Below are 24,675 nucleotides of genomic sequence, written 5' to 3' on the forward strand. Positions count from 1 at the left end.
CGGGCATGCGCGCTCGTTCGGCGGCCAGGGGCCGGCCGTGAGGGCTGGTTCGAAATCGGATTGCGTGATGCGAGACCGGTTTGGCCGTGCATCGCCCTGGGGAGATGCCGGAGGGCGCGGTCTATTCCCCGAGGCCGGCGAAAAAAACGCGGCGGCCTCGGGATACAGGGGTTCAGGGCGCCGGCTTCAACGCCGTGAGGTAGTCGACGATGGTCTGCACGTCGGCCTGATCGACGGGCGCCTTGTAGACGTGGACCATCTTGTTCACGGTCTCGGTCCACTGCGCCTTCGAGAGCTTGGGTTGGGTCAGCACCATCCCGGCCGAGTGGCAGGCGAGGCAGTTGTTGTTGACCACCTCAACCCCCTGCCCGTCCGGGAAGATCCGGTCGGAGGTTGGCATCGCGATGGATTGTGAGGTGAAGCGCATCGGCTCTGGTGCAGGCGCCGCGAGCGCCACCAGGGGAGACAGGGCGAGCGCGGCAATCAGGGCCGCCGGATGGATCGGGTTCATGGCTGGTCTCCTCAAGCGGCCTGGAAGGATACGGTCTCGATGCCGTTCTGCATGAAGCCGTTGGCGTTCCAGACCTGGTCCATGCCCTGGGCGACGCCGTTGGTATTGGTGCAGCGGACCTTGACCGCATGGGTGCCGGCGGCCAGCGCCGGCAGGCTGCCGTCGAAGCGGCGGAAGCTGTAGGGGCCCTCGTCGGCGCCGAGTTGCGCCGGAAACCACGTCGCCCCGCCGTCTCCGGAGAACTCGACCGCCTTTACCCCGCAATCGCCGCCGAAAGCGATGCCGCGGATGGCCACCGGCGTTCCAGCCGCCACCTTTGCACCTTCGGTCAAATTGGTGACGAAGGAGCGTGGCACCATCCTGTTGATCGGCACCGTCTTGAAGCCGGTCTGGCCGGGCTTGATGTTGGCGCCCGGCACGTCCGGGATGCGGTAGGCGGTCTTCATCCAGTACCCGTCGTCGGGCTTGTCCAGCACCTCGATGTCGGACAGCATCTTGACCCAGTAGGTCGAGTACCAGCCCGGCACCACGAGGCGGAGGGGGAAACCGTTGAGCAACGGGAGCTGCTCGCCGTTCATCGCGTAGGCGATCATCACCTCACCATTGTTGGCGTGGTCGAGATCGAGCGACTTCTTGAAGTCGGGCGCGTCGTCGACGACCGGCTCGTCGAGGCCGTTGAAGCGCACCTGCACGGCACCGGCCTTCACCCCGGCCTTTTCGAGCACGTCCTTCAGGCGCACCCCGGTCCAGCGGGCGTTGCCCATCGAGCCGTTGGCCCATTGCGCGCCGGGCACCCGCGGCTCGAACAGCCCGCGCGAATTGCCCGAGCACTGGTTCACCGCGGCGATCTCGAAGCGCGGCAGGCCGGCGATGGCGTCGAGCGAGAGCGAGAGTTCCTTCTCGACGTGGCCGTGGACCTTGAGCCGGAAGGTGCCGGCATCGACTTCGGTCGGGATCGAGGCCCAGTGCCAACGGACGTAGAAGCGGTCGTTGGGCGTGAACACGCCCTCGTCGAACACCGAGAACGGCGTCTCCAGCAGCGGCGGATGGGTGCGCTGAAGGATCATCTCGGCCTTGCCCGGAAAGGCGGTGGTTAGCGCCCGCTCGTCCGGGCCGCCGGGCAGCGGAAGCTTCACCGAGCCCGCGGCCCAGGCCGGCATCGCGGCGGCGAGGCTGCCGACCCCTAGGCCACCCAGGACGAGGCGGCGGTTCAACGGTTCGTGCAGATGGCGCATGATGTCTCCCTGGAATCGTTTGTTGGGCCGCGTCGGCCGGTCGCTAGATCTCGGTGTCGCCGTCGGCGGACGGCATTGGCGTCGGTCGGGACGGTTCGGTCTCGCCGCCGGAAACTCTGGTCATCGATCCATGTCATCCCGGCAAAGAGGCGTCTTCCCCGTAAAGGAGATGCTACAGCGAGACGATTATTCCATCCAATGATTGTTTGAGATTTCAACGATCTCCGATTGCGATCATCCGAAGATTTCCGATCTCCGATCAATGGCGGGCGGGCGGGTCAGATGATCGTCAGCCAGACGGTGCCCACGGCGGCGACGGTCAGGGCGACCGTCCAGAACAGGACCCAGCGCATGTGACCGCTGGTCTCGCCCTGCCGGGCCTCGTCGGTGGTCTCGAAGGTGGGTCGGGTCATGATGGATCTCCCTGCCATTCGGGTGGTCGAAGGCTTCACGCGCCGCCGGACGGATGCCCGGCGGCCAAGGGGGCGCTGTCAGCGTCCGATCAGTTCCCGCGCCGGGCCGCCGGTCTCCTGGCCGCGGCCACGGGCGTAGGCCGGGAGCGCCGGGTTCTTGGCGTTGGCGCCATCGGCGTCGCCGTAGATCGGTGCGGATGGGCTGGTGATGGAGCGGGCCTGCGGAGCGCGGAGGCCCTGGGCCTGCGAGAGGCCCGTCATGCCGAAAAGGGCGGAGGCGGCGAGGGCGACGGCAGCGATCGTACGGGTCATGGTCGATATCCTTCTGGTGGGGTCGTCACGTCGGTTCGTGATGACAAGAAGGTAGCGGCCGACAACCATTCATACTAATGGTTTGATTAGCTAGTTTTAATCTATTGTTTCGATGATTAAGCACCACTTGCGAGCTGCTGTCTATCGCGGCGGCGCGCGATGCGGGGTCGTGCTAGAGCCGGTGCGTTGACCCTCCGAGCCCTGAGAGCGCCCCGTGTCCGAATCCAGTCTGCTGGCGATCAGCACAGGCCTAAAGCCGCTCTCGCGCCTCCAGCATCCGCGGGACGTGATCCGACAATTCACGCCGAACTGGTTCACCGTGGTGATGGGCACTGGCGTGGTCGCCTTGGCCCTCGACCGTCTGCCGGAGACGCATGCCCTGCTGGCCCCTGTGCCGCTCGGGCTCTGGCTCGCCTCCGTCGTGCTTTTCGCCACCTTCTGCCTAGTCTACGGCGCGCGCTGGATCTTCTACTTCGACGGCGCCCGACGGATCTTCGGACACTCGACGGTGTCGATGTTCTTCGGGGCGATCCCGATGGCACTGGCGACGCTTCTGAACGGGCTGCTGATATTCGGTCCGCCCTATCTCGGCGCAGAGACCGTCCGAATCGCACTGCCGCTGTGGTGGTTCGACGTGGCGCTCGCTCTGATCTGTGCTGTCGCGATCCCCTACCTGATGTTCACCCGTCAGGAGCACCGCATCGACCAGATGACGGCCGTATGGCTGCTGCCAGTGGTGACAGCCGAGGTCGTCGCCGTCTCCGGTGGCCTGCTCGCTCCAGCCTTGAGCGGCGAGAGCCAACAACTCGCCGTCATCGTCACGAGCTTCGTACTCTGGGGCGTCTCGGTCCCGCTGGCGCTGAGCATCCTGGCGATCCTGGTGCTGCGCATGGCGCTGCACAACTTGCCACCGCGTGAGATGGCCGCATCGAGCTGGCTCTCCCTCGGTCCGCTCGGAACCGGGGCGCTCGGCCTGCTCGTGCTGGGGCAGGCCGGTGGCCCGATCCTCGCGGCAGGCGGTTTTGCCGGCGCGCCCGAGATCCTCAGGATCACGGGCCTGATCGGCGCGCTGATCCTCTGGGGCTACGGCGCCTGGTGGTTTCTGCTCTCGCTCGCCGTCACCGTGCGCTACCTACGCGCCGGCGTTCCGTTCAACCTCGGCTGGTGGGGCTACATCTTCCCGCTCGGCGTCTATGCCCTGGCCACCCTGCGGATCGGCGAAGCGACGGCACTCAGCGGGTTCGCCTGGCTCGGAGCGGGCCTCGTCGGCCTGCTGACCCTACTCTGGCTGATCGTGTCCGTGCGCACGTTGCGCGGGGCCTATCGCGGGGAGCTCTTCGTCTCGCCCTGCCTCGCCGGGGCCTGACCCGGCCTCGGGCGCATCCGATCGGTTCAAGCGAGGCCCAGCACGCGGATCAGACCGAGGCTGACGGCGCCGAGTGCGACGAGCGAGGCGACCACCGCCAGGGTCACCCGTGCTCCGGCCTTAGCGACGCTGCGCACATCGACCCCGAGACCGAGCGCCGCCATCGAAACCACGGTCATCACGTTGGCAGTCTCCGACATCGGCGCGAGCGCGACCTGCGGGACCAGCCCGGCCGAGCGAAGGCCCGCGAGCGCCAGGAAGGCGAGGATGAACCACGGCACCAGGCGGTGGATCGCGAGGCCGGCGCGAGCAGGGCGGTCGCCGGCGGTGACGCCGGGGGCGGCCTCGTCGGTCTCCTCGCGCAGCCGGCTTGCGCCGAGCGAGAGCATCAGGACGACCGGGCCTAGCATCAGCACCCGGACGAGCTTCACCAGGGTTCCGACCTGGACGCTGAGCGCCGCGACCGGCGCGGTGGCGGCGAGGACCTGCGGAACAGCGTAGACGGTGAGGCCGGCGAGCACGCCGTACTGCATCGGCGACAGACCGAGCAGCGGCACCAGCAGCGGCAGGCCGAGCACCACCAGCACGCCCAGCACCGCGGTGAAGGCGATGGAGGCGGCGACGTCCTCGCCATCGGCGCCGATCACCGGTGCCGTGGCCGCGATCGCCGAGTTGCCGCAGATCGAGTTCCCGCAGGCCACGAGGATCGCCATGCGCGGATGCAGCCCGAGCGCTCGGCCGATGCCGTAACTCGACAGGATCGCCACGACGACGACGCCCGCGATGCCGAAGAGCAGGCCCGGTCCGGCGGCGAGGATCGTCGCGAGGCTGAGCGACGCGCCGAGCAGTACGACCGCGATCTCCAGCACGGTCTTGGCCCCGAAGGCGATGCCGGGAAAGAAACGCTGCGACGGGGTCCAGGCGGTGCGGATCGCGCTCCCGAGCAGGATCGCCAGCACCAAGGCTTCGAGCCAAGCGCGACCGAACAGGTGCGTCTCGACGGCTTCGAAGCCGATCGCTGCGGCGGTGACCGCCACACAGAGGCCCAGTCCCGGAAGGATGGCTCTCGTGCCGGCCAAGGCACGCGTCGAACGAGAGTGGGAGAAAAGTCTGGGCGCGGACATGGATGGCTCCGAAGTGATGCCGGAGGATCCCAGGTCCCGTTCATTCACTCCAACGGAATGATTGGATGCTTTTCATCACTGAAATAGATGATCAGGCCCCCTTCAGAGTTTGCGGAGACGCATTGTGGGGGGCCGACAGGCGGATTCATCCGTCGATCCAGCGGGCCGTGATCGTCGTGTCCGCAGCAAGCTCATAGATCCTGACGGAGCCCGTCGCGAGTTCGAGGTACTCGACCTCCGCGGGGCTCAGGTCTTCAAGCGCCATGACAAGCGCCCGCAGGCAATTGCCGTGGGCAACGACGAGCACGTCTCCGCCCATGACCGCCGGCAGGATGGTTCGGAGGTAGCATGGGACGATGCGGGCGACGGTATCGCGCAGGCTCTCACCGTTCGGCGGCGCCTCGGCGTAGGAGCGGCGCCAGGTCTCGATCCGCTCCGCCCCCCAGCGCGCATCGGCGGCGATCTTGTCGAGCCCGCTGAGGTCGCCGTAGTCTCGCTCGTCGAGCGCGGCGAAGCGTTGGGGGACCAATCCGGGTTGCCCGAGCGCATCGAGAATAAGCCGGCCGCTCACGACGGCCCGCGTCAGCGTCGAGGTGAAGGCAGCGGAAAAGCGCCAGCTGCGCTCGGCCAAACGCCGCCCGGCTGCCTCGGCTTCCATCCGGCCCTGCTCGGTCAAGGGCGAGTCCAGCAATCCCGTGAACAGGCCGGATCGGTTGGCTACGCTCTGGCCATGCCGGACCAGCACGAGATGTCGCGTGACCGGGGCTTTGCAATCGTGAATCACGCTGTCTCCCGAGGCAGAGCGCTTTCGTGCCGGTCGCATCGCCTCTGATGATGTCGGCATCCGACTTCAACGAACTTCGACCCTGCGATGGGTTGGACCGTCCATCCGGAGTCGGCAGGTCATCTTAGGTCCGCTTAAGAACGTCTTGCGACCGAAAGCAGCCAAGCTGCTTCCCACCCAACGCGGTCATTCGGCTACCGACCCGTTGCGGACTTCGCAGGTGGGTACCAAGCGTCAGATTAGGACCACTAGACGCGCTGGAGATGCCCGGCATCGACGAGGCCCGTAAGGCCTTGCTCCTTCAGATGCGGAGATGGACCGCCGACGTCACGGTGCCGTACACCGGAGCGAACCGGCAACTGAACGCCCTGGAGGCCGAGATCAGGGCGATCCGGGCATTCGTCGACGTGGACCGCCGCATCCGCCAGTCCAATCCCGTCGCGCTGCAGGAGCGGTTCCCAGGCACCGGCATGTACCGCACGTCAGCGCAGGCGCCCGAGATCCCGGACGCCTGAGTTCGATCAGGCCGCGGCCCGCTTGTCGTCGCCGTGGACCTCGCACATGGCCTGAGCCTCGGCTTGGGACGTGCACCGGACGTACGTCGACCTGGCGTCAATCGTCCGCCCCGTGTCCCGGGATTGAGCGAGCACCGCCTTCCCGTTCACGACGGCGACGCCGACCTGGAACTTGGCCCGCGAATCCGGCCAGACCGCGTACGTCATGTCCGCGTCCGAGAATGCGGACTTCAGCCACTTCGTCGGATCGGCCTTGGCCGCCATGGCCTTGTCCATGCTGGCGTTGGCGCGGTCTATGTATTCCTTGGTCTCCGCGGCGGTGAGCTTGTCGTCGATCCGGATCATGGTGGCTCCTCCCATTCTGATGATTGGGGCAGGATGCCGGGCGGGGATTACCGAGAGGCGAACGGCCAAGCTCGACCCGCCGGCGTGGTCACCGACCGATGAGCAGGACCGCTCGAATGCGACGGGACGGGCCAGGACCTCCCCCTGTCGGCTCCGCACGGCCTCTCGATTGGGGGGTCATACGACGGGCCGTCGCTATTCCCCGCAACGGCTACGCCGTCGTCCACTCCGTTCCCGCCTTCGGTGCGGGTCGCTCCCGGCCGTCTCCAGGCCTCCCCACGAGGCCGCGCTGGGCGGCCAACGGGAGAGCACCATGGCCTTCGACGTCCACCACGCAGTCACCGACAAGATTATCGCGACCATGGAGGCCGGCGAGGCCGGACAGTGGACCTGCCCCTGGCACCGCACCGGCGGAGGCCTCCCCCGCAACGCCCTGACCGGGAAGGCCTACCGCGGGATCAACACCCTCAGCCTCTGGGTCGGCGCGCAGGCCGCCGGTTATTCGGACGACCGCTGGGCCACCTACAAGCAATGGGCGGAGCTCGGGACCCAGGTGAAGCGAGGCGAGCGCAGCACCCTGGTGGTCTTCTTCAAGGAGTACGAGGCCGCCGACGGCGAGGACCGGAAGCGGTTCGTGGCCCGGGCCAGCTACGCCTTCAACGCCTCCCAGGTGGAGGGCGCGCCCGAGGCCGGAGAGCCCCACCCGGCGAGCGAGTGGACCATCCCGGACGTGTTCGACGGGTTCGTCCAGCGCACCGGCGCACGGATCACGCACGGCGGGGACGCCGCCTTCTACCAGCCCTCCGAGGACCGGATCGTCCTCCCCCGCCGGGAACGGTTCGCCACCTCGCAGGGGTACGCGAGCACCGCCGCCCACGAGCTCGTCCACTGGTCCGGGGCCAAGGGCCGCCTCGACCGGGACCTGACCGGAAGGTTTAAGACGCAGGCCTACGCCGCCGAGGAACTCATCGCCGAACTCGGAAGCGCGTTCCTGCTGGCCGAGATGGGCCTGGAGGCCGAGCCGCACCCGACCCACGCCAGCTACCTGGCATCCTGGCTCAAGCTTCTCCGGAGCGACCCGAAGGCGATCTTCACCGCGGCGAGCGCGGCCTCCCGGGCGGCGGGGTTCCTGACCTCCCTCCAGGCCGAGATGGCGGAGGCGGCCTAGCCGTCTCCCGAAATCCGCGGGGCGCCCGATTCGCGCCCCGCGAAGACCTGGTACCGATCATCAATTGGAGACCGCCATGCGCAGCGCCATCATCCTCATCCTCCTCGCGACGCCGGCCGCGGCCGCGCCCGAGTACCCCGTCCAACACACGACCGCCGAATATCTGGCGGCCTACGGGAAGGCGCGCGCCTACGCCCAGGCGCACTCGCCGCTGAAGGCCCGGCCCATCTGTCGGAAGGCGATCGGGCGGCGTTCGTCCATGGTCGTGGAGCAGCGGTGCCGGGACGTCGCCGCGGGAACGCGGACGAACTGCACGACGCGCGACTGGTGCGTGGCCATGCTCGACAACTTGGCGAGGCACTGCCATTTCTGGCGGGGCGACGTCCCGTGCGTCCACCCCGAGGACGGCGGGTCGATCAGGAACCCGCCGCCTACGCCCCGTCCCTGACGTCCGTGATCGCGGACGCCGCTTTGGCGATCAGGCGCAGCCGCATCGAGTCTGCCCGCCTGGCGACGCGCTCGACGTCCGACATCATGGCCTCGATGGCCGCCCGGGCCCGCGCATCGTCCGCCAGATCGAGGGCGGCCGCCAGGTTCCGACGGGCCGCCCGGCTCTGAGACGCGGCCTTGCCCAGGGCGAGGCCGGCCTCGGAGGTATCCTCGCCCCGGCGCCTCATGCTGGGTTCAGGCGGTCGCGCAGGTGAAAGCAGTGGGCCTCCGATCCCGTCGGGACCCTGCGCCGGTTCGGGCCCGGAGCGTGCCGAACGGTCTTCGCGGGCACCCGCAGCAGGGGTGTCTGATCCACCTTCGCGCCGGTGCGGAGCGCTTCGAGACGGGCCAGCATCCTCAGCTTGTTCGCGGCTCGGATGGCTTCGAGCGTCATCCTCCCCCTCATCGGGCAAGCTCCTTCAGGATCGATGCACGCTCTCCCCGGTGCCGACGGCGCGCCCGGCGGGACAGCCCCGGGGGGCGCTTGGCGAGTTCGACGAACCGCGCGAAGAGTTCAACCGGCATGGGCTGGAGCGTTACCGCGGGGACGATCATCGCCTGTCGGGACGGCGTGAGGCGGAAGCGCGTCTCGGTGTAGATCCGGATGCCGGGACCTTCCGATACGCCCGGGTAGAGGTCGCGGAACAAGGGCGGCAGGTAGACATCCCCGTCCAGGATCGGGTTGTAGGGGCGTTCGATCATGCCCGCCTCCGCCTTCATGACGCGCCTCCAACCAGACTCGCGATGTTGGCCCGCATCCGGTCCGGGTCGACGTCGGTTCGGAAGATCCCCTCGACCGGGGCCGCGTCGAACCCGGCCTGGTAGATCGCCTCCAGGTCGGCGCCCCTGGCAAAACCGGCATCGCGTAGCACCTGCAGGGCCGGCGCCGGAGGCCAGGAGTTTCTGACCTGGTTTGCCTCGAAAGCTGCCTCGACCACCTGGAGGTCGGTCATCGAGCGCAGGTCGGCTAGCCGATCCTCCGCCTTCATGATGCCGTCCCCGCCCTGAGAGCTATGTGTCGGATGCGGGCCGGTCCGTCCGTCGCGGCGAGGACGACACCATGCTCGTCCTTCGCCTCCCAGGGCAGGTAGGCCCGGTACTTTGCCATCCTCAACGCGCGGGCCGTGACGGCGCCGACGTCGTCGGCATATCTCCAGGAAACTTGGAAGGGCTGCCCGTTGACGATGAGATCGATGGTGCGCTCGTCCGCCGGGATGCGGTCCGTCAGGGCGACGTCGCCGTTGGCCAGCGCCAGCGCCGCGTCGGCGATCCTCGCCCCGAGGTCGGACTGGGCGAAGGTCGCGATGACCTCATCCATGTCCTCGTCGTCCGAATGCACCAAGTGCCGGACGACGGCGTCCTGATCCTTCAACTGCTCCCAGTCCGTAAGCCGGTAATCCATGACCGAATCGATCCCCTGTTGAACACCTGGAGATCGTCCCGCCCGGAGACGCGAGCCACCAGGGCCGCGGCCCTTCCGTGCATTGATAATCGAGGATTTCGTGATCCCCGACAGGGCGTTGAGCGCGTCCCGCGAGGATGTCAGCACCTGTGCGCACGACGTCAGCACGCGTTTCGAGAGGGGCAAGCTTGGCTGTGGCGAAATGAATCAGGCGGTGCGGTCGATTTAGGACGCTGCGACCAGGCGAGCGGGAAGGCCGAGTGCTTTCATCCTAATGGCGGCGCAACGACCCCCCGCTCGCCATGGAGATCGACACCGTGTTCCAGAGCCTGCTCGTCTCCCTCCTCGCGCTCTTCGGCTTCGCGCCGGCGACGTCCCATCCCGCCCGTGTCGGCCCCGGCCCGACCGGGCGCCGTCATGCCGTTCTGCCAGCCCCCAAGGTGACCAGTGCGACAGCGACTGGTCCCGGTCCCGGCGGACGGAGGCATGCGATCCACCGCACCCCGTCTCCCCGCGTTGCGCAGCCCGTTGTGCAGCCCGTTGCGCAGGCTACCCGGCTCGTTGTGCAGCCCGGGGCGGCACGCGAGACGGCGCATCAGATGGGCGTCAGGACGACTGGCCTGGTCCGCAAGATCCCCGCGGGTCGCGCCGTGCGCTACTTGCAGCACGAGGCCTGTTGCGCACCGTCCGATGTCGGCCTGCCCGGCGTCACCCGCGCCGAAGTCGAGCTCGCCCTCGGGCCAGATCTCCATTCGTACGTCGCACTGTGCCTCCGGGAGCGGCAGCCCCTCCCAAGCATCAGCCCGGCGCTCGAACACCAGAACGACGCCGTTTACCGCGTCCGCCTGAGACGGGCGATGCTGGATGACGTCGAACTCTGGGAATCGACCGCTATTGCCCGAGACCGCCAGCGTGCCGAGGCTCAGGAGGCTGGGATCGCCCCGCCGGACGCGTTGCGCATCCCCGCCGAAGTCGAAGCCGTCATCGCCCGGAAGGCCGCCGCCGCCGCCGCCCTGCTCAAGAGGCGGTCGGAGAGTGCGGGGGGCGCCACCGGGAAAGGAGGCGCGAACGTGGTTCGCCTCCCCTCGGCCGAGGTCGCAAAGGCGGAGGAAGCCCCGTCCGTCCCCGCTGGCCCCAAGTGAAGAAGTATTCCGCCATGACCACTATCGACGTTGCGCACGACACGTTGTGCAGTCAGACGGAAAGTAGAGTTGAGCCAGCCATGGGTGCACAACAGTGTGCCCCCAGCACCCCCGTCCCGGCGGTGGCTTCCCAGTGGCTCCGCCCCGTGGACCCCTCAGCCAAGAGGCCTCCGGCAAGGCGGCTTCCTCCGACGCCGACGGTGCGGACCGCCCTTGGGCAGGTGTTGGGCATCCGCCTGACGCCAGACCTGAGAGCCCGCGTCGCCGAGGCGGCCACGGCGTCCGGTTCCTCGGACAGCGCATGGCTCCGGCAAGTCGCCCTCGATGCCCTCGGCGTCGAGAGCCCCGAGGATGCAGCCTCAGGCCGGCGCGTCCGGGTCGCACCGGAGGACCAGGCGGCCCTGGCAGGGGTCATCCGCGAGATCGGCGAGGCCACGCTGTCGGCGCAAGCCGGGAGAACCTCCGAGGCCGTCGAGGCCTTGGAGCGGGCGCGGCAGGTCCTCGTTCCGGTCGTGATCGGCTTCGAGCGGAGGGCGCCATGAGCGTGCGCAACACGCTGGACCGGGAGCTTCGCCATGGCGGTCGCCTTCCGGCTCACGTCCGCCGTCGCGAGGCCCGGCGTCTCGCGGCCGCCCTTGCAGCCGCCGGATACGGTCGCCCGTCATTCGAGCTCCCTGGCGACTCACAGGCAACTCGTGCGGCTTTTCAGGGCGCGTCCATCGCCGTCGCCGTCCTGAACACCGGACGCGAGATCGGTCGGGCCATCGACAGCCTCTTCGGGAGGCGCGCGTGATCAGCGGCGCCATGCGCGGCAAGGGGCTCGGAGACGCCCTCGCCAAGCACCTGCTCAAGGCCGAGAACGACGAGGTCATCTTCCTCGCCCCGCGGGGCCTTGGTTCGCCCGACTTGATCGGCCAGATCAGAGAGCTCGTCGCTTTAAGCTTGGGGGGCCGCACCGACCAGCCGATCTATCACGCGCACGTGGACCCCGAGATCGAAATCTCGGACAACGCGGGCGCGCGCCGGAGGTGGTGGGCTCTCTTCGAGAGGGAATTCCGCCTCGCGTCGCAGCCCTATTGCGGGGCCGTCCATGTCAAATACGGAAGGGAGCACGAACACCGCGTGTACGGCCTCGTCCGCCGGGACGGGGGCGTCGTCGACCTGGCATGGGACTACGCGAGGAGGGAGAAGGTCTCTCGAATCGTCGAGTACGAGTACGGGCTGGCGCCCGTTCCCTCCAAGCATGCCCGCGCAATCGCCCGGGCCCTCCGCGAGGAGGGACGCGCCGACGTCGCCGACTGGCTTGAGGCCGCCGGAATGCTCGACATCGAGCGCCCTGTGGCGCCCCTCAGCCCGCAGGAGCGCCTCATTGAGGAGCGCACCGGCATCGCGCTGGCGTCTGTCCGGGCGGCCGCCCTTTCCGCCTGGCACGCATCGGAGGATGGCGAAGGCCTCCGGGACGCGCTGCGCGAGCGGGGCCTCCGGCTCCATGCCGGGAGATCCGGGCCTGTCGTCTTCGACGAGGCTGGCCAGGCGCGCTTGCTCACCCGGCTGATCGGAGCGGCGAGCAAGGCTGCCGACGGCCAAAGAGTTCCGGCGGCCGCCGTCCGGGCGCGCCTCGAAGACGTGTCCCTCACGCAGGCAGGAGAACAGGCCGATGGACGAGATCATGGAAAGGCTGTCCGCGCAGGAGCGACTGCTGCAGGCGATCCTGTCGGCTTTGGCTCCGTCGGGGGAGCCGGAGGGGCCGGGTCTGGAGGATCTGATCGAGGCCCTGCAATCCCTGACGACGGCGGTCGAAATGCAGGGCGAGGAGATCCGCTGCCTGCGATCCGTCGTCTCCAGGGCCTAGGGCTCGTCGACTTGCGGGCCCTTGCGCGTCGCCTTCGAGCGTTCGATCAGCGCCGCCTGGCGCTCCTTGATATGGAGCGCAAGCGCCTCGGCAATGGCCTGGCCACGACGGACATGTGGGGCGTTGGGCGCCTTTAGGGGCTCCTTCGCCGGTGGCAGGCGCCCCGCGATCCGCAGGGCGTCCGACATCTCGGACTCATGCGCTTCGGCGGCGTCGCGCATGTATTCGAGATGGTCCGGCGACGGCCGAGGCTTGTCCTCCGGGTTCCCGAGCGCACGCCACCGCAGGAGAGTGCGCTCGGAAACACCCAAGGCGTCAGCGGCGCGTACGATCCAGTTCTGGCCGAAGGTCACTTTGGCGAGCAGCACGATCTGCGCGATGACGGGCATCTTCGGCCGCCATCGGGCGCCCGACGTCCGAGGTGCCGGACGCTGGGGGATCTCATGCTCCGGCACGTCATCGATATTGAGGGACGGCCGGAGCGCCCTCAGTCCGGCCGGTGGGGGCGCCGCGGCCGGCGGATGCGCCTCCAAGTACGCGACCAGGTCGACCTGCCGGGGGTCGACTTTGCGCTCGCGAGGCGGTCCGAAGAGCGGCGGAAGGCGCTTGCGCTTGGGAATGGGGAGCCACCTGGGGATGATCACGGCGTCACATCCCCATCGAGGGGGCGTTGTTTTCCTCGGGCTCAGGCTCCGCATCCGGCACGAGCTCGGCATCCGCCGCGATGCGCGCAGCGGCCCGCCTTTCGAGGCCGTTGGCGACCTTCCGAAGCTCGCCGGCATTGGCGAGGAGCTCCGAGATACGCGCATTGAGGACAGTCAGCAGGGCGGCCTCGACCCATTCAGGGACCGGGCGGATCTCGGCGATCCAGTGCGATATCTGAGGCCCTCGGACCGAGCGGCCCGTGGCCTGTGACAGGGCCGCCGCCAAGGGGGCGATCCACCTCTCGCCGTATGCGCGCGGCCCCACGTAGGACACGAGCCACCGGCGCGCTTGCTGTTCTCTAGTTGAGGACATCGGTCGATCCCTTCGGTGTTGCGAGGCCGATCTGGAGTCTGGCGCGGCGTAGCTGCACGAGGGCGCGCTCGCGGTTGAGGAGCGCGCCGTTCTCAGTGACGGATGGGTCGTCGAGGGGCACTAGAATGGCGCCCTCGGGAAGAGGCTGCTGAGCAGGCGGGGTGGAGCGGCGGTAGACGATGGGCACCGCGGGCTCCTGATCAGGCGGCTCGACGGGCGTCGACGAGGGGGTAGGCGTTGACCATGGCGCCGTTGGCGACGGTCGCCGCGCTGCCGTATCGGGTACCGTCCTCGCTCGCCGCCAGCACCTCGCAGGTGCCCCGGTAGCGGGACAGAAGCTCGATGCAGTGGGCCGCGTCGCCCAGGTGCAGATCGGAGCCATCGGCGAGCGCCTTGATGCAGGCCTTGGTGGCCTTAGACAGTTCCGCGGCGTCGAACGGCAGGCCGGGGGTCAGCATCTCCAGTTCGCCGAGGTTGGCGATCAGGTTCTCGCGCAGGGCGGCGACGTTGTAGGTCTTGGCGGACATGGCGGTGGTCCTGGTAGTGCCCGCAGGGATCGGGCGGGTGTGGCGGCCCTCATCGAGACGTCCCTCGGGGCGTCCGGAGGAGGGCCGAGGCGCGTGGCCCCGGCGTTCCGCTCAGCGCTTGACGTGCGCGGCAAGGGCCTCGCGATGCATGGCGATGTGCACGCCGGCGTCGATGATAAGCGGGCGGTCGCGCATGAACAGGGCGACGTCGTAGGCCTCGCGAATGCTGTCCGCGAAGTATGCGGTCCCCTCGTCACCGAGGACACGGCGGGGATCGTTGCTGCGATAGTCGAGCCGGTACTGGTCCATGCCGAGCGGAGCGCACGTGATGTCCATCTGGCGGATCTGGGCGATGGCCTCGGCCCTGGTGAGGTACTCGTCCGCGGCGGGGATGAAAGTCTTAGTGGCCATGTCGGGTGCCTCTAATGGTGGGAATCAAATGATATGCGGACGGGAACGATCAGAACATAATTTCAGCCCCAATCCGGTGCAAGAGAGTGGGATCGATTTAATTACCATGCCTCGAAGAAAGTCGGTGCGTCGAGGCCGGCGTGGGGTTCGCGTTCAGGCGGTCCGAGTTAGGATGCGGGGTATTTAGAACGCGCGCGAGGAGGCCGACATGCTGCAGGGACGGGGGCTCGACTACGAGTCGATGGGGATGGCCATGGGCTACGCCCGGGACGTCCGGCTGATCAAGGCTCAAGCGACCGGGACCATCGAGGAGTGCAACCGGCAGATCTGCATCGGGAACGCCGCGTTGCGCGGCCGGACGGCCCAGGTCCATGCGCTCGTCGCGGCGCTGGAGAAGGCCTGCCCCGGGCATCCCCTCGTCGCCGAGACGGGGCGCATCTTCAGAGACGGGACGGCCGAGGTCGGCATCCGGCGGGTCTACTACGAGGCACATGACGAGAAGGCCCGGCGGGAGGGCGTGCCCCTGTGCGAACGCGCCCTGACGCGGGAGGAGTATGCGGTTCGGGCGGAGGCGGAGGTCCTGAGGACGCCCGTCGAGATCCGCGGCTGGTTTTTCAGCCGGTGGTACTGGCGGGGCGAGCAACACAGGACGAAGGCCGGCGCCGAGCGTGCCCGGGCGGCCGAGGCGGCCCAGGCACGGGCGGAGGTCCTGGCAGCATGAGACGGGTCGTCATCCTCGCGGCCGCGCTGGCGGTCTTCTCAGCGGCATCAGCCCAGACAGGTCCGAGATCCGCCCCGCCTCCCTACTCGACGGGCGACCAGTGGCCCCGCGCCGGGGACCGCTTCTACTATGCCGTACAGACTCCCGCGGGGCCGGGTCGGACGCGTTACACCTACGTCGACGCCGTCCCGGACGGGCATGCCGGCTGGACGGTGACGGTGGCCTGCGGGGAGCACGACGCCCGGACGGGACGGGAGACGTCGCGCCACGTCGCAAGGGGAACCGCTGGGCGGGGGCGGATGCCGGCCATCGGCGGGGCGGCCGCCTTCCCGGACGGGACGAGGCTGTCCTTCCTGATCGGCCAGGAACCGGGGTCCGACGCCCTCGACCTCACGTCCGAGTTCACGGACGCCCGCTGCGCCTCGGGCCTGGGGCAGATCTCAACCGGGGACTGAGGCCGCGCCCCGGGCGGCCATTGCGGCCGCGAATGCCACCTTGCCTTGCTCGGCGGCCCGGTGGCGGATCGCCTGATGGCGGGCGCGGACGCCGTCGGCGAGATCCTGCTCGCCGGCCGCGGCCAGGACGTCGGCCGCCGTGCGCAGCGCCATCTCCCTCGCCCACGCCATCGTCCCGGCGCTGGGCGCGCCCTCGCCGATGCGCCAGCGTGAAAGTTTACGCGGGTTCTCGCCGATGCGGTCGGCGATCTTGCCTTCCCAATGTTGGCCGTGGATCGCCCGGCCGATGCGGGCAAGGGCGGCGTAGGAAGGCGCCTCATCGAGGACGGGGCCGCCATTCCCGCCGGACGGCTGGGACTGGGCGGGGATGAGGTCGGTGTCGGTGTCGGTGGTGACTTCGGCCACGGCGGGCCTCCTGGATCGAGGGGCACGGGGCCGGCCGCGCTGGGGGCGGGCCGGCCTATCGGAAGCGGGGGAGAATTAGGTTCGCTTTACTTGCACGGCCTCAGAGGCCGGGGAACGAGCCCTGCTTGGCGGCGACGGCGGCCTGGAGGGCGATGGTCTTACCGGGACCGATGGCCCACCGCTGGCGGAGCCAAGCCAGCCCGCTCCGGGTCACCATCGTCTGGGGGCTCGTGCCATGGTAGCCGTTGGGCTTCAGCTTGACCTTGAGGTGCCCGTCTTTCCTGAGGTCCGCCCGGGGCTGTAAGAATCCGTCGGCGTCGAAGCAGTACCGCTTGTCGCGGAGCCAGGCGAAGAAGAGCTTCTCCGGCGCCCCGATCACGCGAGCCGCCGTCGAGAGGTGGCAGAGGCCGTCGTCGTCGAGGAAGGCGAGGTAGGCGTCGATCATCGGCTTGGCCGCCTCGATCTCGCCCTTGGCGACTACGAGCTCGGCCGCCCGCTCCTGGGTCAACTGGAGCAGCTGCAGGGCGATGGTCTGCATCTGACCGATGTCCCGGACGTCGATCTGCACCGGCGCCGAGGCGGAGCGGCGGCTGAGCTCCTTCTCCATGGCGTTGAATGCGGCGATGTAGTCGCGCTTCCACTGGTGCGCCCGCTCGCCGGTGAACCCGAAGACGACGAGGGCGAATGCGTCCCGGTCGAGACGGTAGGACATGACGTCCCGCTTGGCGCCGTTGCCCGTTGCGACCGCCTCGAACGTCGGCACGATTTCGTGCCCAAGCATTTCGGGGCTGCGGGCCAGGGCGGTGCGAACCGCGACCAGTACCGACTTGTGGGCCTTGGAGAAGTAGGCCGCGATGTCGTGGGTGTCCGCCCTCGCCGTGCCGTCGATGATGGCGACCACGGGACGGGGGGGCTGGCTCGTGTTAACTCTCGTGACGGCGTTGGACACGGTGTGCTCCGGTCTGACGTTAGGCCGCCGTCGGGTGTTTCCCGCACTCGCCGGTGGCCAACCCTTCAGCGGGTCACACCCCAAAGTACCGATTCGTTTACCAACGAATAGGGAATTCGCCGAAAAATCGGCGGCGGGGATTGACGCCAAGGGTGTCGCCTCAACCGCCCCTCCTCACAATCTGAGTACCTCCAAGGCTACGCGCCGTGCGCGTCCCCTTCCGCCGGGTCGGGAACGCATCCCTGCCCGAGGGCGGCCGCGGCGAGGATCACGTAAACGGCGAGGTAGGCGGTCCCCTCGCGAGTGTCCGGTTTCCCGGACATTACGGCGTGCGCGGCCCGCAGCGCGTCCCCGGCGAACAGGTTGGCCTCCTCGACGGGAGTCAGGGCCCGGCGGCAGGGGTCAGCCTCGGGCACGGTCGGCCTCCTCGGCGTCGAGGGCACGCACGGCCCGGTCGAGGGTGTCCTCCAGGCGGGCAGGCAGGGGCCGGTCCGGCGGGAGGTCAAGGAACCAGCGCCGGGTTCGGACGAGCTCGCGGGCGGCCTCGACGACTGCGAGGGCGGCCGGGGTCATGCCGCTCTCCACGGCGGCCGACGGGGCGGGTCGGCCAGGCACAGCCCGATCAGCATGCCCACGACGAATGCCACGGTCACGCTCACAGGTGCCTCCGGGGATGGCGGGACGCGGCGCCACGGACGGCGGCGGCGACGGCCTGGGGCGGGACGGCCCCGGGGACGGGTTCGCCCCTCAGGGCCCGGTGGACGTCGGAACCGACGAGGGGCGCCGGGGCGGCGGGGACCGTCATCGCTTCCCCCCGCGGACGATGCCCCTGACCTCGCCGAGCTTGCCGGCGCAGTCGGCGTGGGCGTCGCCTAGATCCTCGACGAACCCGGCGACGTCGCGCTGGGTGCCGCCCTTCCAACGGGGCGCGCCCGAGCATGTGAGCAACGAGTCCGGGAAGCCGGACATGTTCGGCTTCCCGGCATGGCATCCGGAGAGCGAGGCGGCGATCAACACGAGGAGGACGAGGCGGGTCATCGGAACCTCTGCAGCGTCTGCCCGAGGACCGGTGCCACGGGCCCGTCGTCCGAGGCCGGAGCGTTCCCGATCCGGACACGGGCGGCCGCGTTGGCCTTGGCCCGCGTCGCCGCGGCGGCCGAGGTCCGCTCCAGCGCGGCGATGGAGAGCTTCTGCGTCTCGACGGTGGCCTTCGCCGTCGCCAGGTCCCGGCGGGCGGTGTCGATCTCGTCCCGAATTCGGGACACGAAGGCGACGCCGTAGAGGATGACCGCGAGGCAGATGAGGGGCACCGCCAGGCGCGGCAGGTAGGCGAACGCCAGGGCGGCCGCCCCCATGGAGACAAGCGCCGCGATGCCGGGGACCGTCCACACCAGGGCGAGCGCGAGGCCGATCATCGGACAACGCCCGATTCGGACGCGACCGGGACGGCCTGGCGCGCCCAGTCACCGCCCGGGACGTCCTGGATCTCGATGGAGAGGACCTCGGGCAGCCGGCCAGCGATCTCGACGGTCCGGAGCCGGATTGTGCGCCCGGTCGGCCAGGGCTCGCCCAGCGTCCCGTCGCCGCCGAGGATGAAGCGGACGCGCTCCTCGGTCAGGGTCTCTCGGACGGTGGCGGGAGTCTGGGACACGGTCAGTGCCCCTTCTTCGGGTTCAGGCTGGAGGCGACATCCGCGAATGCCTTCCTGACCTCAACGGTGCCCTCGGTGGAGAACATGTAGGTGAAGTTCGGATTGCCTGAGACCTGGATCGGCACTTCGGTGATGGACACGCCCCTGCGGTCGGCATCGGTCCCCGACGAGAGCACCGTCCCGGCCGGGAGCTCGAAGGTCGAACCCGGGGTCAGCGTCAGGGAGTGGATGTCCCGGCACGGGCAGGCCGCGGCCTTCGCCCGGATGGCGAGCGCCTCCTTCGCGGCTTCGAGGAGGGCAAGCTATGCCATTAGGGCGAGGGCGGCGAGCAGGACAATTGCGAACGTCGACATGATCAGATCCCCTTCAGGCAGAGGGCGCGCTCGGCTTCGCGCCGGCGGGTCAGGCCGGGGAGACGACGCCGCCGGCGCGGTTGAAGCGGAGGATGGCGTCGCAGGCGGCGCGAGGCTGGCCGGCGTTCGCGAGGCGGGCGACCGAGCTCTTGCAGAACCCGTTCGTGCCGATGTTGTAGGCGAGGCTCACGTAGGCGGCGTACGCGCCGTCCGTGATCGCGGACGTGACGCACCCCTCGACGGCCACGGCGTACTTCTCCAGCGACGTCGCCAGCATCGCCTTGCACTCGGCCACCGAGTAGCTGTCGCCCGGCTTCACCCCGGCCGTCTCGCCGTAGCAGACGGTCCAAGGCTTCCCGCGCGTGGCCGGATCGGGATAGGCCGTCTGGCGCAGGCCCTCGAAGGTGCCGACCACGCTGATGCAGGCGGCGCCGAGGGTGGCGTTCCGCTTCGTGCGGGACGGTCCGCGTCCGGGCTTGCGGACGTCGGCGCGGACGTCCGGGATCGCGGACGCGCCGGCGATGGCCGGCTTGCGGTTGAGCCAGGCGAACATCAGGCGTCCTCTCCGGAGAGGCAGGTCTGGGCGACCAGCCGGGCGGCCATGCCGCCGAGGTTGACGGCGGCGTAGACGGTCGCGAATACCGCCGGCGTGATCGGGGGGGCTTGCCGAGAATACGGACATGCCGAGCTCCACCGCCCCGAGGACGGCCCTGACGGCGTTGAGCCGGAAGGACCAGGACCGCTTGGCAACGGTCTTGGCGTTGGAGACGAGCTTGGGCTTCCTCACGGCGAGGACCTCCGGATGCGGGTTCGGGTCGGCGCCGGGGGAGGCGCCGGGGGGAGCGGGAATGCCGCGCGCAGGATCTCGCCGTGGTCGTGGAGCGCCCGGGTCAGGTCGGTGCCGGTCCGGATCAGGCTGAAGCCGAGGTCCCGGTCGACCGGGTCGAGGGCGATGCGCGGAAGGCCGGGAACCTGATCGACCGGCCGGCGCGCCTCCTTGATGCGGCTGACGACGTACGTTCCGCCCGCGAGGAGGCCGCCTACGGCGATGGTCCCGATGGCCTTGAGGGCGTTGGCCGGCAGGCCGATGAACGTGGTGAGCCACTCAGTCACGGGCAGCCCTCGAAATGATGCGCGCGCGCGTCGTTGCGGCCCTGGTCCCAGATGGCCCGGAGCGCGCAGTAGGTGTCGACGAGGGCGAGGATGCCGTAGGCTCCGCAGCCCGTGTTCCAGCCGGGGTACCCGTCACGGGCCAGGAGGAATGCCATCCCGGACCAGACGCAGGCGCCGACGGTGGCGGTGACGAACTGGAGCGAGGGTGAGTGGCGCTTCGACCCGTTCACCCAGAGGCCGATCATCCGGATAAGGGCGACGCCGAGGAGCGTGGCGCCCCAGGTGCCCTCGGGGGCGATGGCGGACCAGGCGTCGAACGTCGGACGCAAGAACGTGGCGCCCGGCAGCAGCAGGGCGACCGCGACGCCGAAGAGGACGAGGGCGCCGACCCACTCGGCCTCGCGCCGCTCGTGGTGCCCCTGGAAAGGCAAGCCGTACCGGGTCATCGACCGCTCCCCTTGCCGGAAGCCCGGGGTGCCTCGGCCTCGGCCACAGACTCGGTCTCGGGCTCGGAAGGCGCCTCGACCTCGGGGGCGGGCTCGGGCGCCGGGACGGGCACATGGTCGGCATGCACGACGATGCCGGTCTTGCCGCACCGGCCGCAGTGGACCTCGCTCCATGTCATCCCCGGGGCGATCAGGGGCGCCATGCCGGCCCTGCAGGCCGGGAGATCCTTGCAGGCATCGAAGGGGAAGGGCTGGTTGGTCATGGCGCGTACTCCGCGTCGAGGCACGTCCGCTGGCGGCGCGGGACGGGCGAGGAGGGACCGGCCGGCGCCATGTCGACGCGCACCTTCGTCGCGAGGACGGTGACGACGGCCCCGTCCACGAGGACCAGCTTGAGCCCCTCGGCGACGACGGCCCCGGCCGCGTTGGCGACCCCCAGGCCGCCGAGGATGGCGAGGTGCCGGCGGATGCGGCCGACGTTGACGGAGCGCGTCCGCAGCGCCGTCATGGCCGCCCCGTCGTCGTCGCCCGCGACGGTCACGCCCAGGGCGCGCTCGGCATACCGGCGGACGGCGTGGTCGGTGACGCGAGCCAAGATGCCGGTAGGATTGCGGCGTTGCTCCATGGCGTCACGCGGCCCAGATGCGGCGGACGCGGGGCAGGTAGATGAACAGTGAGCGGTAGTTCAATGACACGGTGACGGTCCCTGGTGGCAGGGAGAGCGTCAGGCAGCGGGCCCTATTCGGATAGGGACCGGGCGGCAGGTCATTGGCCCGATGGTCCCTGATCGAGGGAACCAGAACGACGAAGCCCCGCCAAACCTTTCGGTCGGGCGGGGCTCCCCTGAGATGTGCTGCATCTAGGACCTGTCGGCGAGGGCGATTATACTCCCGTTATCCCTGGCGTTTCAAGCGGATACGAGGGCGACGGTGGAGGTTCCGGCATCCAGGAGACGGGCCAGGAAGTCGGGTAGCGGGACCGGGATGGACGAGGCGCGCGGGGCGGAACGGAGCCCAGGGAAGGCCGCCACGGCACCTCCGCTGCGAGGTCCGCTACCCGCGTCCATCCCTGTCCCGGATGCCATTCTCGGGCTTCCCTGGGGATCGAGGGTCTGGGACAGGATCGAGATGGCAGCGGGACGGGCCGGAATGGCGTCGAGGGGGGGGTCCGAGGCGGTCGGTTCGCCCGAGGGGGGCAAGGGCCCCGGCACTGCCACTATAGAAGTGGTCGAACCGTGAGGAGAGGAGACGGACCCGTCCTCCGAGGTCTCGCAAGCGGTTTCGACGGCGGCCTCCGTCACGGTCTCGGCCACGGTCTCGGCGGGAACCTCGGCGGCCTCGGCCATGGCCCGGCGCAGGCTTGTCTCGCCCCGGCGCCCGACGAACGCCTGGACGATCTCGCGCATGGACCTGCCGGCCGCCTGCAGGGCGAGGGCCTCGCGACCGTCGGCGAGTCTGGCGGATACCGTGACGGCGAGGGGCGTGGCGCCGGCCTCGGCCCGGCGATCCGCCGAACGCTGCCTCTCCGACCGCACCACGCCACCCAGGAGAAGGGCCCCGGCACCGGCTGCGCGCAGGACGTCATCGGAGACGTCGGACAGGCCGAGCAGGCTCAGCATCTTCGACTTGGAGTATTCGTACATGACCGGACGCTCGACACCCTCGTGGTCACGGGTCTCGCCGTTCTCATGGCGCCGCAGAACCCGCTCCAGGGCGCCGAGGCTGGTCCGGAGCTCGCCCTCGGGCAGGCCCGCGGGACCGGCCAGACGCTCCGCCCACGAGGCGGCGGTCCCGCCCTCGGCCTGGGCGAGGGCGCAGGCGCTCAGGAACGCCCACAGGTCTCGCTTCCCGACATCCGGGGTCCCGCCCCACATGATGCGCACGGCGTCGAGGGCCTGGACGATGCCCGGCCAGTATCCGCCGGAAATCCGGCGGGTCGGCTGCCGATCCTCGTCGACGGGAAGGCCGGCGGCCTCGGCCTCGGCGCGGCGGGCCTGGCGACCGGCCTCGCGGATCTCGTACTCCGCCTGGCGCTCGGCCTGGAGGGCGGCCATCTCATCGCGGGTGAAGGGGAGGAACGCCGAGGCGAGATCCTCGAAGTCGTGCCGCTCGACGTCCGCCCAACTCGCCGGCCAGACCAGCCGGGCGACCTTGCCGCTCTTGCCATTGTAGCTCCCGGCCAGGCGCAGGACGCGGGCCGTGTCCGTCGCGGCGCGGTCGAGGCCGGTCCCGCGCCAGACCGCCGCCATCTGCTCCTCGTGGGCCACGACCTCGGGGTCCTGCCGACGGGTTCCGCCGGATGTCCGTACGACCTCAGCCGCCTTGCCGCCGGCGGGACCGAGCATCCACCGCTGGACCGCCCGATGCCGTCCGGTGACCCCCTTTGCCGCCATGAGCGGCTGATGAAGCCACACGAGATGCAGGCCTCGTCCGCTGAACAAGATGTAGCTGGGAAGCGGCTTCCCGGCGGCGCGCAGGCGCTCGATCAGGATGCCTGCCATCTCCTCCGGGTCGAGCCCACGGAACTCGGCCTGGTCGTGGCAGTCGCAGTCCGCGATCAGTGACTGCAACTGGACGAGCGAGGTCGAACCCCGGGCGCCATGGAACCTCTGCATCGAAAGATGCGTCGCCCAAAGCAGGGCGTCCGAGGTGGCGAGCTCGGAGACGGTGACGACACGCGTCTCCCACCGATGCTCACCGTCGCTGCCCTGGGACACCCGCATGAGGCTGACCTTACCCTTGACGCCGGGCAGGTCGGGGTGGAGCACGCGGGCGTGGGCTGCGCGGGGGGAGGCGTTGACTCGGGTCTGGTACTCGCCGCGCATGGCAACGAGCTCGGCCTCTGGACGCAGCATCGGTGCGAACGGATCGAGGCGTGCGGGAGCGATGGTAGGGAAGTGGAACAAGGCGGCGACGGTCCAGTGACGTCGCAGCGGGGCAGCACGACCCGACGCGACCCAGGAATGATCCCACCGACTCCGGAAATCTGCCAGACCTAAGCTTTGACGGGCCCCGGAAAGGCCTCTTCGCCCCAGGAGACAGACCTAGGTGATGGGATGCACTCAACAATGGACAGCCATCGCCAGGGGGCCTGTCGGTTCGTTCGTCGATGACGACGGCAAATACCTATTCGGCATCCGGAATAGCGTCCCGAGCCTCCCCAGCGGCCCATCCCAGAAAATCCGTTCGATATAACGAACTGCATGAATATTAGGCAACCTCGCACTTGGCCGCCTCATTCGCGGGCAATCATGCCCAGGAGTCACGGATGGGCTTTATCAATCCTTTCGCCAAGCCTCCCGGGAAGCGCAGGAAGCGCCATTCTGACCCGCCAGCCCGTCACCTAGATCGGGCCATGCACGGCCCGGCATGGCTGCGGACTTCGCCGTTTCCGCTGGCGTGGTGCTCGCCGGCCTGGTGATCCTCTACACCGGCTGGACCTGGCTCGACCCCGTCGTGAGCCTCGGCATCGCCGCAGTCATCGTGTGGAGCACCTAGGGACTCCGGCACGAGAGCCTCGCGATGTCTCTGGCCGCGGTGCCCACCGGCATCGATCCCTCGGCGGTACGAAGCCACCTCGAAGCCCTGCCAGGGGTCACAAAGCTGCACGGCCTCCATATCTGGCAGATGAGCACCACGGAGGTCTGCGTCACCGCGCACCTCGTCACGGCCGGCGAGCATCCCGGCGACGCCTTCCTGATGGAAGCCGCCAACGGGATGCTGGAGCGCTTCGGGATCGGACCCATCACCCTTCAGGTCGAGACCGGCTCGGGAACGTCCTGCTCCCTGGCCCCCGCCGAAGTGGTCTGAGAGTCCGTCCGATAAGTCATGAGGCGCGTCCCAGCCGTCGAACGAGGATCATGACGGCAGCGGCGTAGAGGAAGGCTTGGGCCGAGGCGAGGGTCGCCTCCGGGTCTTTTCAAAGGCGGCGGTTGCGGCTGATCCAGCCAAAGAAGCGTTCGACCACCCA

General features: G+C 69.3%; 41 protein-coding genes and 3 pseudogenes. 11 read left to right on the forward strand and 33 right to left on the reverse strand.

Annotated features, from left to right (window positions below; translation table 11 throughout):
* Nucleotides 1–172: 172 nt before the first annotated feature.
* The 4 genes from CRT23_RS21040 to CRT23_RS21050 all read right to left on the reverse strand — a co-directional run bounded on the left by CRT23_RS21040 (nucleotide 173) and on the right by CRT23_RS21050 (nucleotide 2,471).
* Nucleotides 173–511 (reverse strand): cytochrome c, encoded by a 339-nt coding sequence (locus CRT23_RS21040; protein WP_103711635.1) that lies wholly within the window; start codon nucleotides 509–511, stop codon nucleotides 173–175.
* An 11-nt stretch (nucleotides 512–522) separates the two neighbouring features.
* The gene (locus CRT23_RS21045; protein WP_103711636.1) at nucleotides 523–1,746 is read right to left on the reverse strand and encodes a molybdopterin-dependent oxidoreductase; all 1,224 of its coding nucleotides are present in this window, start codon (nucleotides 1,744–1,746) and stop codon (nucleotides 523–525) included.
* 278 nt (nucleotides 1,747–2,024) lie between these two features.
* Nucleotides 2,025–2,159 (reverse strand): hypothetical protein, encoded by a 135-nt coding sequence (locus CRT23_RS29650; protein WP_274533822.1) that lies wholly within the window; start codon nucleotides 2,157–2,159, stop codon nucleotides 2,025–2,027.
* Between the two features lie 78 nt (nucleotides 2,160–2,237).
* Nucleotides 2,238–2,471: a hypothetical protein gene (locus tag CRT23_RS21050; protein ID WP_103711637.1), complete on the reverse strand. Its 234-nt coding sequence runs from the start codon at nucleotides 2,469–2,471 to the stop codon at nucleotides 2,238–2,240.
* A 214-nt stretch (nucleotides 2,472–2,685) separates the two neighbouring features.
* Here CRT23_RS21050 and CRT23_RS21055 point away from each other — a divergent pair, with 214 nt between their 5' ends.
* Entirely contained in the window at nucleotides 2,686–3,837 is a 1,152-nt protein-coding gene (locus CRT23_RS21055; RefSeq protein ID WP_103711638.1) for a TDT family transporter, read from the forward strand.
* A 26-nt stretch (nucleotides 3,838–3,863) separates the two neighbouring features.
* On the opposite strand, the gene CRT23_RS21060 is transcribed toward CRT23_RS21055, so the two are convergent.
* Both CRT23_RS21060 and CRT23_RS21065 read right to left on the reverse strand, forming a co-directional pair.
* Entirely contained in the window at nucleotides 3,864–4,961 is a 1,098-nt protein-coding gene (locus tag CRT23_RS21060; RefSeq protein WP_056186060.1) for a putative sulfate exporter family transporter, read from the reverse strand.
* Nucleotides 4,962–5,106: 145 nt separating this feature from the next.
* Nucleotides 5,107–5,745, reverse strand: a complete 639-nt coding sequence (locus CRT23_RS21065; protein ID WP_103711639.1) for a 2,3-bisphosphoglycerate-dependent phosphoglycerate mutase — start codon at nucleotides 5,743–5,745, stop codon at nucleotides 5,107–5,109.
* 263 nt (nucleotides 5,746–6,008) lie between these two features.
* Here CRT23_RS21065 and CRT23_RS21070 point away from each other — a divergent pair, with 263 nt between their 5' ends.
* Nucleotides 6,009–6,260 carry a hypothetical protein gene (locus tag CRT23_RS21070; protein ID WP_103711640.1) on the forward strand — a complete coding sequence of 84 codons (252 nt, stop codon included), beginning with the start codon at nucleotides 6,009–6,011 and terminating at the stop codon, nucleotides 6,258–6,260.
* Nucleotides 6,261–6,266: 6 nt separating this feature from the next.
* Here the strand turns inward: CRT23_RS21070 and CRT23_RS21075 are convergent, their stop codons facing one another.
* A complete protein-coding gene (locus CRT23_RS21075; protein WP_103711641.1) occupies nucleotides 6,267–6,605 on the reverse strand; it encodes a hypothetical protein in 339 nt (112 codons plus the stop codon).
* Nucleotides 6,606–6,918: 313 nt separating this feature from the next.
* Between CRT23_RS21075 and CRT23_RS21080 the strand changes: the two genes are divergently transcribed.
* Together CRT23_RS21080 and CRT23_RS21085 are read left to right on the forward strand one after the other, a co-directional pair.
* The gene (locus CRT23_RS21080; RefSeq protein WP_103711642.1) at nucleotides 6,919–7,773 is read left to right on the forward strand and encodes a zincin-like metallopeptidase domain-containing protein; all 855 of its coding nucleotides are present in this window, start codon (nucleotides 6,919–6,921) and stop codon (nucleotides 7,771–7,773) included.
* A gap of 76 nt (nucleotides 7,774–7,849) precedes the next feature.
* Nucleotides 7,850–8,221, forward strand: a complete 372-nt coding sequence (locus CRT23_RS21085; RefSeq protein WP_146056445.1) for a hypothetical protein — start codon at nucleotides 7,850–7,852, stop codon at nucleotides 8,219–8,221.
* Here CRT23_RS21085 and CRT23_RS21090 read toward each other — a convergent pair.
* From CRT23_RS21090 to CRT23_RS21110, 5 genes are read right to left on the reverse strand one after another with little or no spacing between them, the layout of a single operon-like run.
* A complete protein-coding gene (locus CRT23_RS21090; protein ID WP_103711644.1) occupies nucleotides 8,205–8,450 on the reverse strand; it encodes a hypothetical protein in 246 nt (81 codons plus the stop codon). The genes CRT23_RS21085 and CRT23_RS21090 overlap by 17 nt on opposite strands.
* On the reverse strand, nucleotides 8,447–8,656 hold the full coding sequence (locus CRT23_RS21095) for a hypothetical protein (protein WP_103711645.1): 210 nt from the start codon (nucleotides 8,654–8,656) through the stop codon (nucleotides 8,447–8,449). Before CRT23_RS21095 ends, CRT23_RS21090 begins: the two co-directional genes overlap by 4 nt.
* An 8-nt stretch (nucleotides 8,657–8,664) precedes the next feature.
* Complete coding sequence (locus tag CRT23_RS21100) at nucleotides 8,665–8,964, reverse strand: hypothetical protein (protein ID WP_146056446.1); 300 nt, start codon at nucleotides 8,962–8,964, stop codon at nucleotides 8,665–8,667.
* Between the two features lie 14 nt (nucleotides 8,965–8,978).
* Entirely contained in the window at nucleotides 8,979–9,215 is a 237-nt protein-coding gene (locus tag CRT23_RS21105; protein WP_181017414.1) for a hypothetical protein, read from the reverse strand.
* Between the two features lie 32 nt (nucleotides 9,216–9,247).
* Complete coding sequence (locus tag CRT23_RS21110) at nucleotides 9,248–9,664, reverse strand: hypothetical protein (RefSeq protein ID WP_103711648.1); 417 nt, start codon at nucleotides 9,662–9,664, stop codon at nucleotides 9,248–9,250.
* A gap of 302 nt (nucleotides 9,665–9,966) precedes the next feature.
* Here CRT23_RS21110 and CRT23_RS21115 point away from each other — a divergent pair, with 302 nt between their 5' ends.
* The 3 genes from CRT23_RS21115 to CRT23_RS21125 all read left to right on the forward strand — a co-directional run bounded on the left by CRT23_RS21115 (nucleotide 9,967) and on the right by CRT23_RS21125 (nucleotide 11,599).
* A complete protein-coding gene (locus CRT23_RS21115; protein ID WP_103711649.1) occupies nucleotides 9,967–10,806 on the forward strand; it encodes a hypothetical protein in 840 nt (279 codons plus the stop codon).
* 200 nt (nucleotides 10,807–11,006) lie between these two features.
* Nucleotides 11,007–11,348, forward strand: coding sequence for a hypothetical protein (locus CRT23_RS29260; protein WP_245436457.1), 342 nt, complete (start codon nucleotides 11,007–11,009; stop codon nucleotides 11,346–11,348).
* A complete protein-coding gene (locus CRT23_RS21125; RefSeq protein ID WP_103711651.1) occupies nucleotides 11,345–11,599 on the forward strand; it encodes a hypothetical protein in 255 nt (84 codons plus the stop codon). Before CRT23_RS29260 ends, CRT23_RS21125 begins: the two co-directional genes overlap by 4 nt.
* Before the next feature lie 143 nt (nucleotides 11,600–11,742).
* On the opposite strand, the gene CRT23_RS28575 is transcribed toward CRT23_RS21125, so the two are convergent.
* Nucleotides 11,743–12,477, reverse strand: coding sequence for a hypothetical protein (locus CRT23_RS28575; protein ID WP_103711652.1), 735 nt, complete (start codon nucleotides 12,475–12,477; stop codon nucleotides 11,743–11,745).
* Between CRT23_RS28575 and CRT23_RS21135 the strand changes: the two genes are divergently transcribed.
* Nucleotides 12,464–12,658, forward strand: coding sequence for a hypothetical protein (locus tag CRT23_RS21135; protein ID WP_103711653.1), 195 nt, complete (start codon nucleotides 12,464–12,466; stop codon nucleotides 12,656–12,658). The genes CRT23_RS28575 and CRT23_RS21135 overlap by 14 nt on opposite strands.
* Here the strand turns inward: CRT23_RS21135 and CRT23_RS27925 are convergent.
* From CRT23_RS27925 to CRT23_RS21155, 5 genes are all read right to left on the reverse strand, one after another.
* Nucleotides 12,655–13,047, reverse strand: a complete 393-nt coding sequence (locus tag CRT23_RS27925) for a hypothetical protein (RefSeq protein ID WP_146056447.1) — start codon at nucleotides 13,045–13,047, stop codon at nucleotides 12,655–12,657. The two genes, CRT23_RS21135 and CRT23_RS27925, sit on opposite strands and share 4 nt — an antisense overlap.
* A gap of 259 nt (nucleotides 13,048–13,306) precedes the next feature.
* Nucleotides 13,307–13,588, reverse strand: a complete 282-nt coding sequence (locus CRT23_RS21145; protein ID WP_103711655.1) for a hypothetical protein — start codon at nucleotides 13,586–13,588, stop codon at nucleotides 13,307–13,309.
* 73 nt (nucleotides 13,589–13,661) lie between these two features.
* Nucleotides 13,662–13,862: a hypothetical protein gene (locus CRT23_RS27930; protein WP_146056448.1), complete on the reverse strand. Its 201-nt coding sequence runs from the start codon at nucleotides 13,860–13,862 to the stop codon at nucleotides 13,662–13,664.
* Between the two features lie 13 nt (nucleotides 13,863–13,875).
* Nucleotides 13,876–14,202 carry a hypothetical protein gene (locus CRT23_RS21150; protein WP_103711656.1) on the reverse strand — a complete coding sequence of 109 codons (327 nt, stop codon included), beginning with the start codon at nucleotides 14,200–14,202 and terminating at the stop codon, nucleotides 13,876–13,878.
* A 111-nt stretch (nucleotides 14,203–14,313) separates the two neighbouring features.
* Nucleotides 14,314–14,613, reverse strand: a complete 300-nt coding sequence (locus tag CRT23_RS21155; protein ID WP_103711657.1) for a hypothetical protein — start codon at nucleotides 14,611–14,613, stop codon at nucleotides 14,314–14,316.
* Between the two features lie 208 nt (nucleotides 14,614–14,821).
* Here CRT23_RS21155 and CRT23_RS21160 point away from each other — a divergent pair, with 208 nt between their 5' ends.
* The gene (locus CRT23_RS21160) at nucleotides 14,822–15,334 is read left to right on the forward strand and encodes a hypothetical protein (protein WP_103711658.1); all 513 of its coding nucleotides are present in this window, start codon (nucleotides 14,822–14,824) and stop codon (nucleotides 15,332–15,334) included.
* Nucleotides 15,331–15,789 carry a hypothetical protein gene (locus tag CRT23_RS21165; RefSeq protein WP_103711659.1) on the forward strand — a complete coding sequence of 153 codons (459 nt, stop codon included), beginning with the start codon at nucleotides 15,331–15,333 and terminating at the stop codon, nucleotides 15,787–15,789. The genes CRT23_RS21160 and CRT23_RS21165 overlap by 4 nt, the downstream gene beginning before the upstream one ends.
* On the opposite strand, the gene CRT23_RS21170 is transcribed toward CRT23_RS21165, so the two are convergent.
* The 14 genes and pseudogenes from CRT23_RS21170 to CRT23_RS28590 form a co-directional block, all read right to left on the reverse strand.
* The gene (locus CRT23_RS21170; protein ID WP_103711660.1) at nucleotides 15,775–16,194 is read right to left on the reverse strand and encodes a hypothetical protein; all 420 of its coding nucleotides are present in this window, start codon (nucleotides 16,192–16,194) and stop codon (nucleotides 15,775–15,777) included. The two genes, CRT23_RS21165 and CRT23_RS21170, sit on opposite strands and share 15 nt — an antisense overlap.
* Nucleotides 16,195–16,294: 100 nt before the next feature.
* Nucleotides 16,295–17,143, reverse strand: coding sequence for a phage regulatory protein/antirepressor Ant (locus CRT23_RS21175; RefSeq protein ID WP_103711661.1), 849 nt, complete (start codon nucleotides 17,141–17,143; stop codon nucleotides 16,295–16,297).
* 197 nt (nucleotides 17,144–17,340) lie between these two features.
* A complete protein-coding gene (locus tag CRT23_RS21180; protein ID WP_103711662.1) occupies nucleotides 17,341–17,559 on the reverse strand; it encodes a hypothetical protein in 219 nt (72 codons plus the stop codon).
* Nucleotides 17,546–17,716: a hypothetical protein gene (locus CRT23_RS28580; protein WP_181017415.1), complete on the reverse strand. Its 171-nt coding sequence runs from the start codon at nucleotides 17,714–17,716 to the stop codon at nucleotides 17,546–17,548. The genes CRT23_RS21180 and CRT23_RS28580 overlap by 14 nt, the downstream gene beginning before the upstream one ends.
* 228 nt (nucleotides 17,717–17,944) lie before the next feature.
* Entirely contained in the window at nucleotides 17,945–18,181 is a 237-nt protein-coding gene (locus CRT23_RS21185; RefSeq protein ID WP_103711663.1) for a hypothetical protein, read from the reverse strand.
* On the reverse strand, nucleotides 18,178–18,558 hold the full coding sequence (locus CRT23_RS21190; RefSeq protein ID WP_103711664.1) for a hypothetical protein: 381 nt from the start codon (nucleotides 18,556–18,558) through the stop codon (nucleotides 18,178–18,180). Before CRT23_RS21190 ends, CRT23_RS21185 begins: the two co-directional genes overlap by 4 nt.
* Nucleotides 18,555–18,794, reverse strand: a complete 240-nt coding sequence (locus tag CRT23_RS21195) for a hypothetical protein (RefSeq protein ID WP_103711665.1) — start codon at nucleotides 18,792–18,794, stop codon at nucleotides 18,555–18,557. The genes CRT23_RS21190 and CRT23_RS21195 overlap by 4 nt, the downstream gene beginning before the upstream one ends.
* Before the next feature lie 2 nt (nucleotides 18,795–18,796).
* The gene (locus tag CRT23_RS28585; protein WP_181017416.1) at nucleotides 18,797–18,934 is read right to left on the reverse strand and encodes a hypothetical protein; all 138 of its coding nucleotides are present in this window, start codon (nucleotides 18,932–18,934) and stop codon (nucleotides 18,797–18,799) included.
* A 215-nt stretch (nucleotides 18,935–19,149) separates the two neighbouring features.
* Nucleotides 19,150–19,568: pseudogene (locus CRT23_RS21200) on the reverse strand (lysozyme).
* Between the two features lie 362 nt (nucleotides 19,569–19,930).
* Complete coding sequence (locus CRT23_RS21205; protein WP_103711666.1) at nucleotides 19,931–20,260, reverse strand: hypothetical protein; 330 nt, start codon at nucleotides 20,258–20,260, stop codon at nucleotides 19,931–19,933.
* A complete protein-coding gene (locus CRT23_RS21210) occupies nucleotides 20,257–20,706 on the reverse strand; it encodes a hypothetical protein (protein WP_103711667.1) in 450 nt (149 codons plus the stop codon). Before CRT23_RS21210 ends, CRT23_RS21205 begins: the two co-directional genes overlap by 4 nt.
* The gene (locus CRT23_RS21215; RefSeq protein ID WP_103711668.1) at nucleotides 20,703–20,969 is read right to left on the reverse strand and encodes a hypothetical protein; all 267 of its coding nucleotides are present in this window, start codon (nucleotides 20,967–20,969) and stop codon (nucleotides 20,703–20,705) included. Before CRT23_RS21215 ends, CRT23_RS21210 begins: the two co-directional genes overlap by 4 nt.
* Complete coding sequence (locus CRT23_RS21220) at nucleotides 20,966–21,331, reverse strand: hypothetical protein (protein WP_103711669.1); 366 nt, start codon at nucleotides 21,329–21,331, stop codon at nucleotides 20,966–20,968. The genes CRT23_RS21215 and CRT23_RS21220 overlap by 4 nt, the downstream gene beginning before the upstream one ends.
* Nucleotides 21,332–21,613: 282 nt before the next feature.
* Nucleotides 21,614–23,611: a hypothetical protein gene (locus tag CRT23_RS28590; RefSeq protein WP_181017417.1), complete on the reverse strand. Its 1,998-nt coding sequence runs from the start codon at nucleotides 23,609–23,611 to the stop codon at nucleotides 21,614–21,616.
* A gap of 463 nt (nucleotides 23,612–24,074) precedes the next feature.
* Between CRT23_RS28590 and CRT23_RS21230 the strand changes: the two are divergent.
* Nucleotides 24,075–24,515: pseudogene (locus tag CRT23_RS21230) on the forward strand (cation diffusion facilitator family transporter); the annotation flags it as partial.
* 16 nt (nucleotides 24,516–24,531) lie between these two features.
* Here CRT23_RS21230 and CRT23_RS21235 read toward each other — a convergent pair.
* Nucleotides 24,532–24,675 (reverse strand): annotated as a pseudogene (locus CRT23_RS21235) (IS5/IS1182 family transposase); the annotation flags it as partial.

The organism is Methylobacterium sp. V23, assembly GCF_002917135.1.
In the GTDB taxonomy this organism is placed as follows: domain Bacteria; phylum Pseudomonadota; class Alphaproteobacteria; order Rhizobiales; family Beijerinckiaceae; genus Methylobacterium.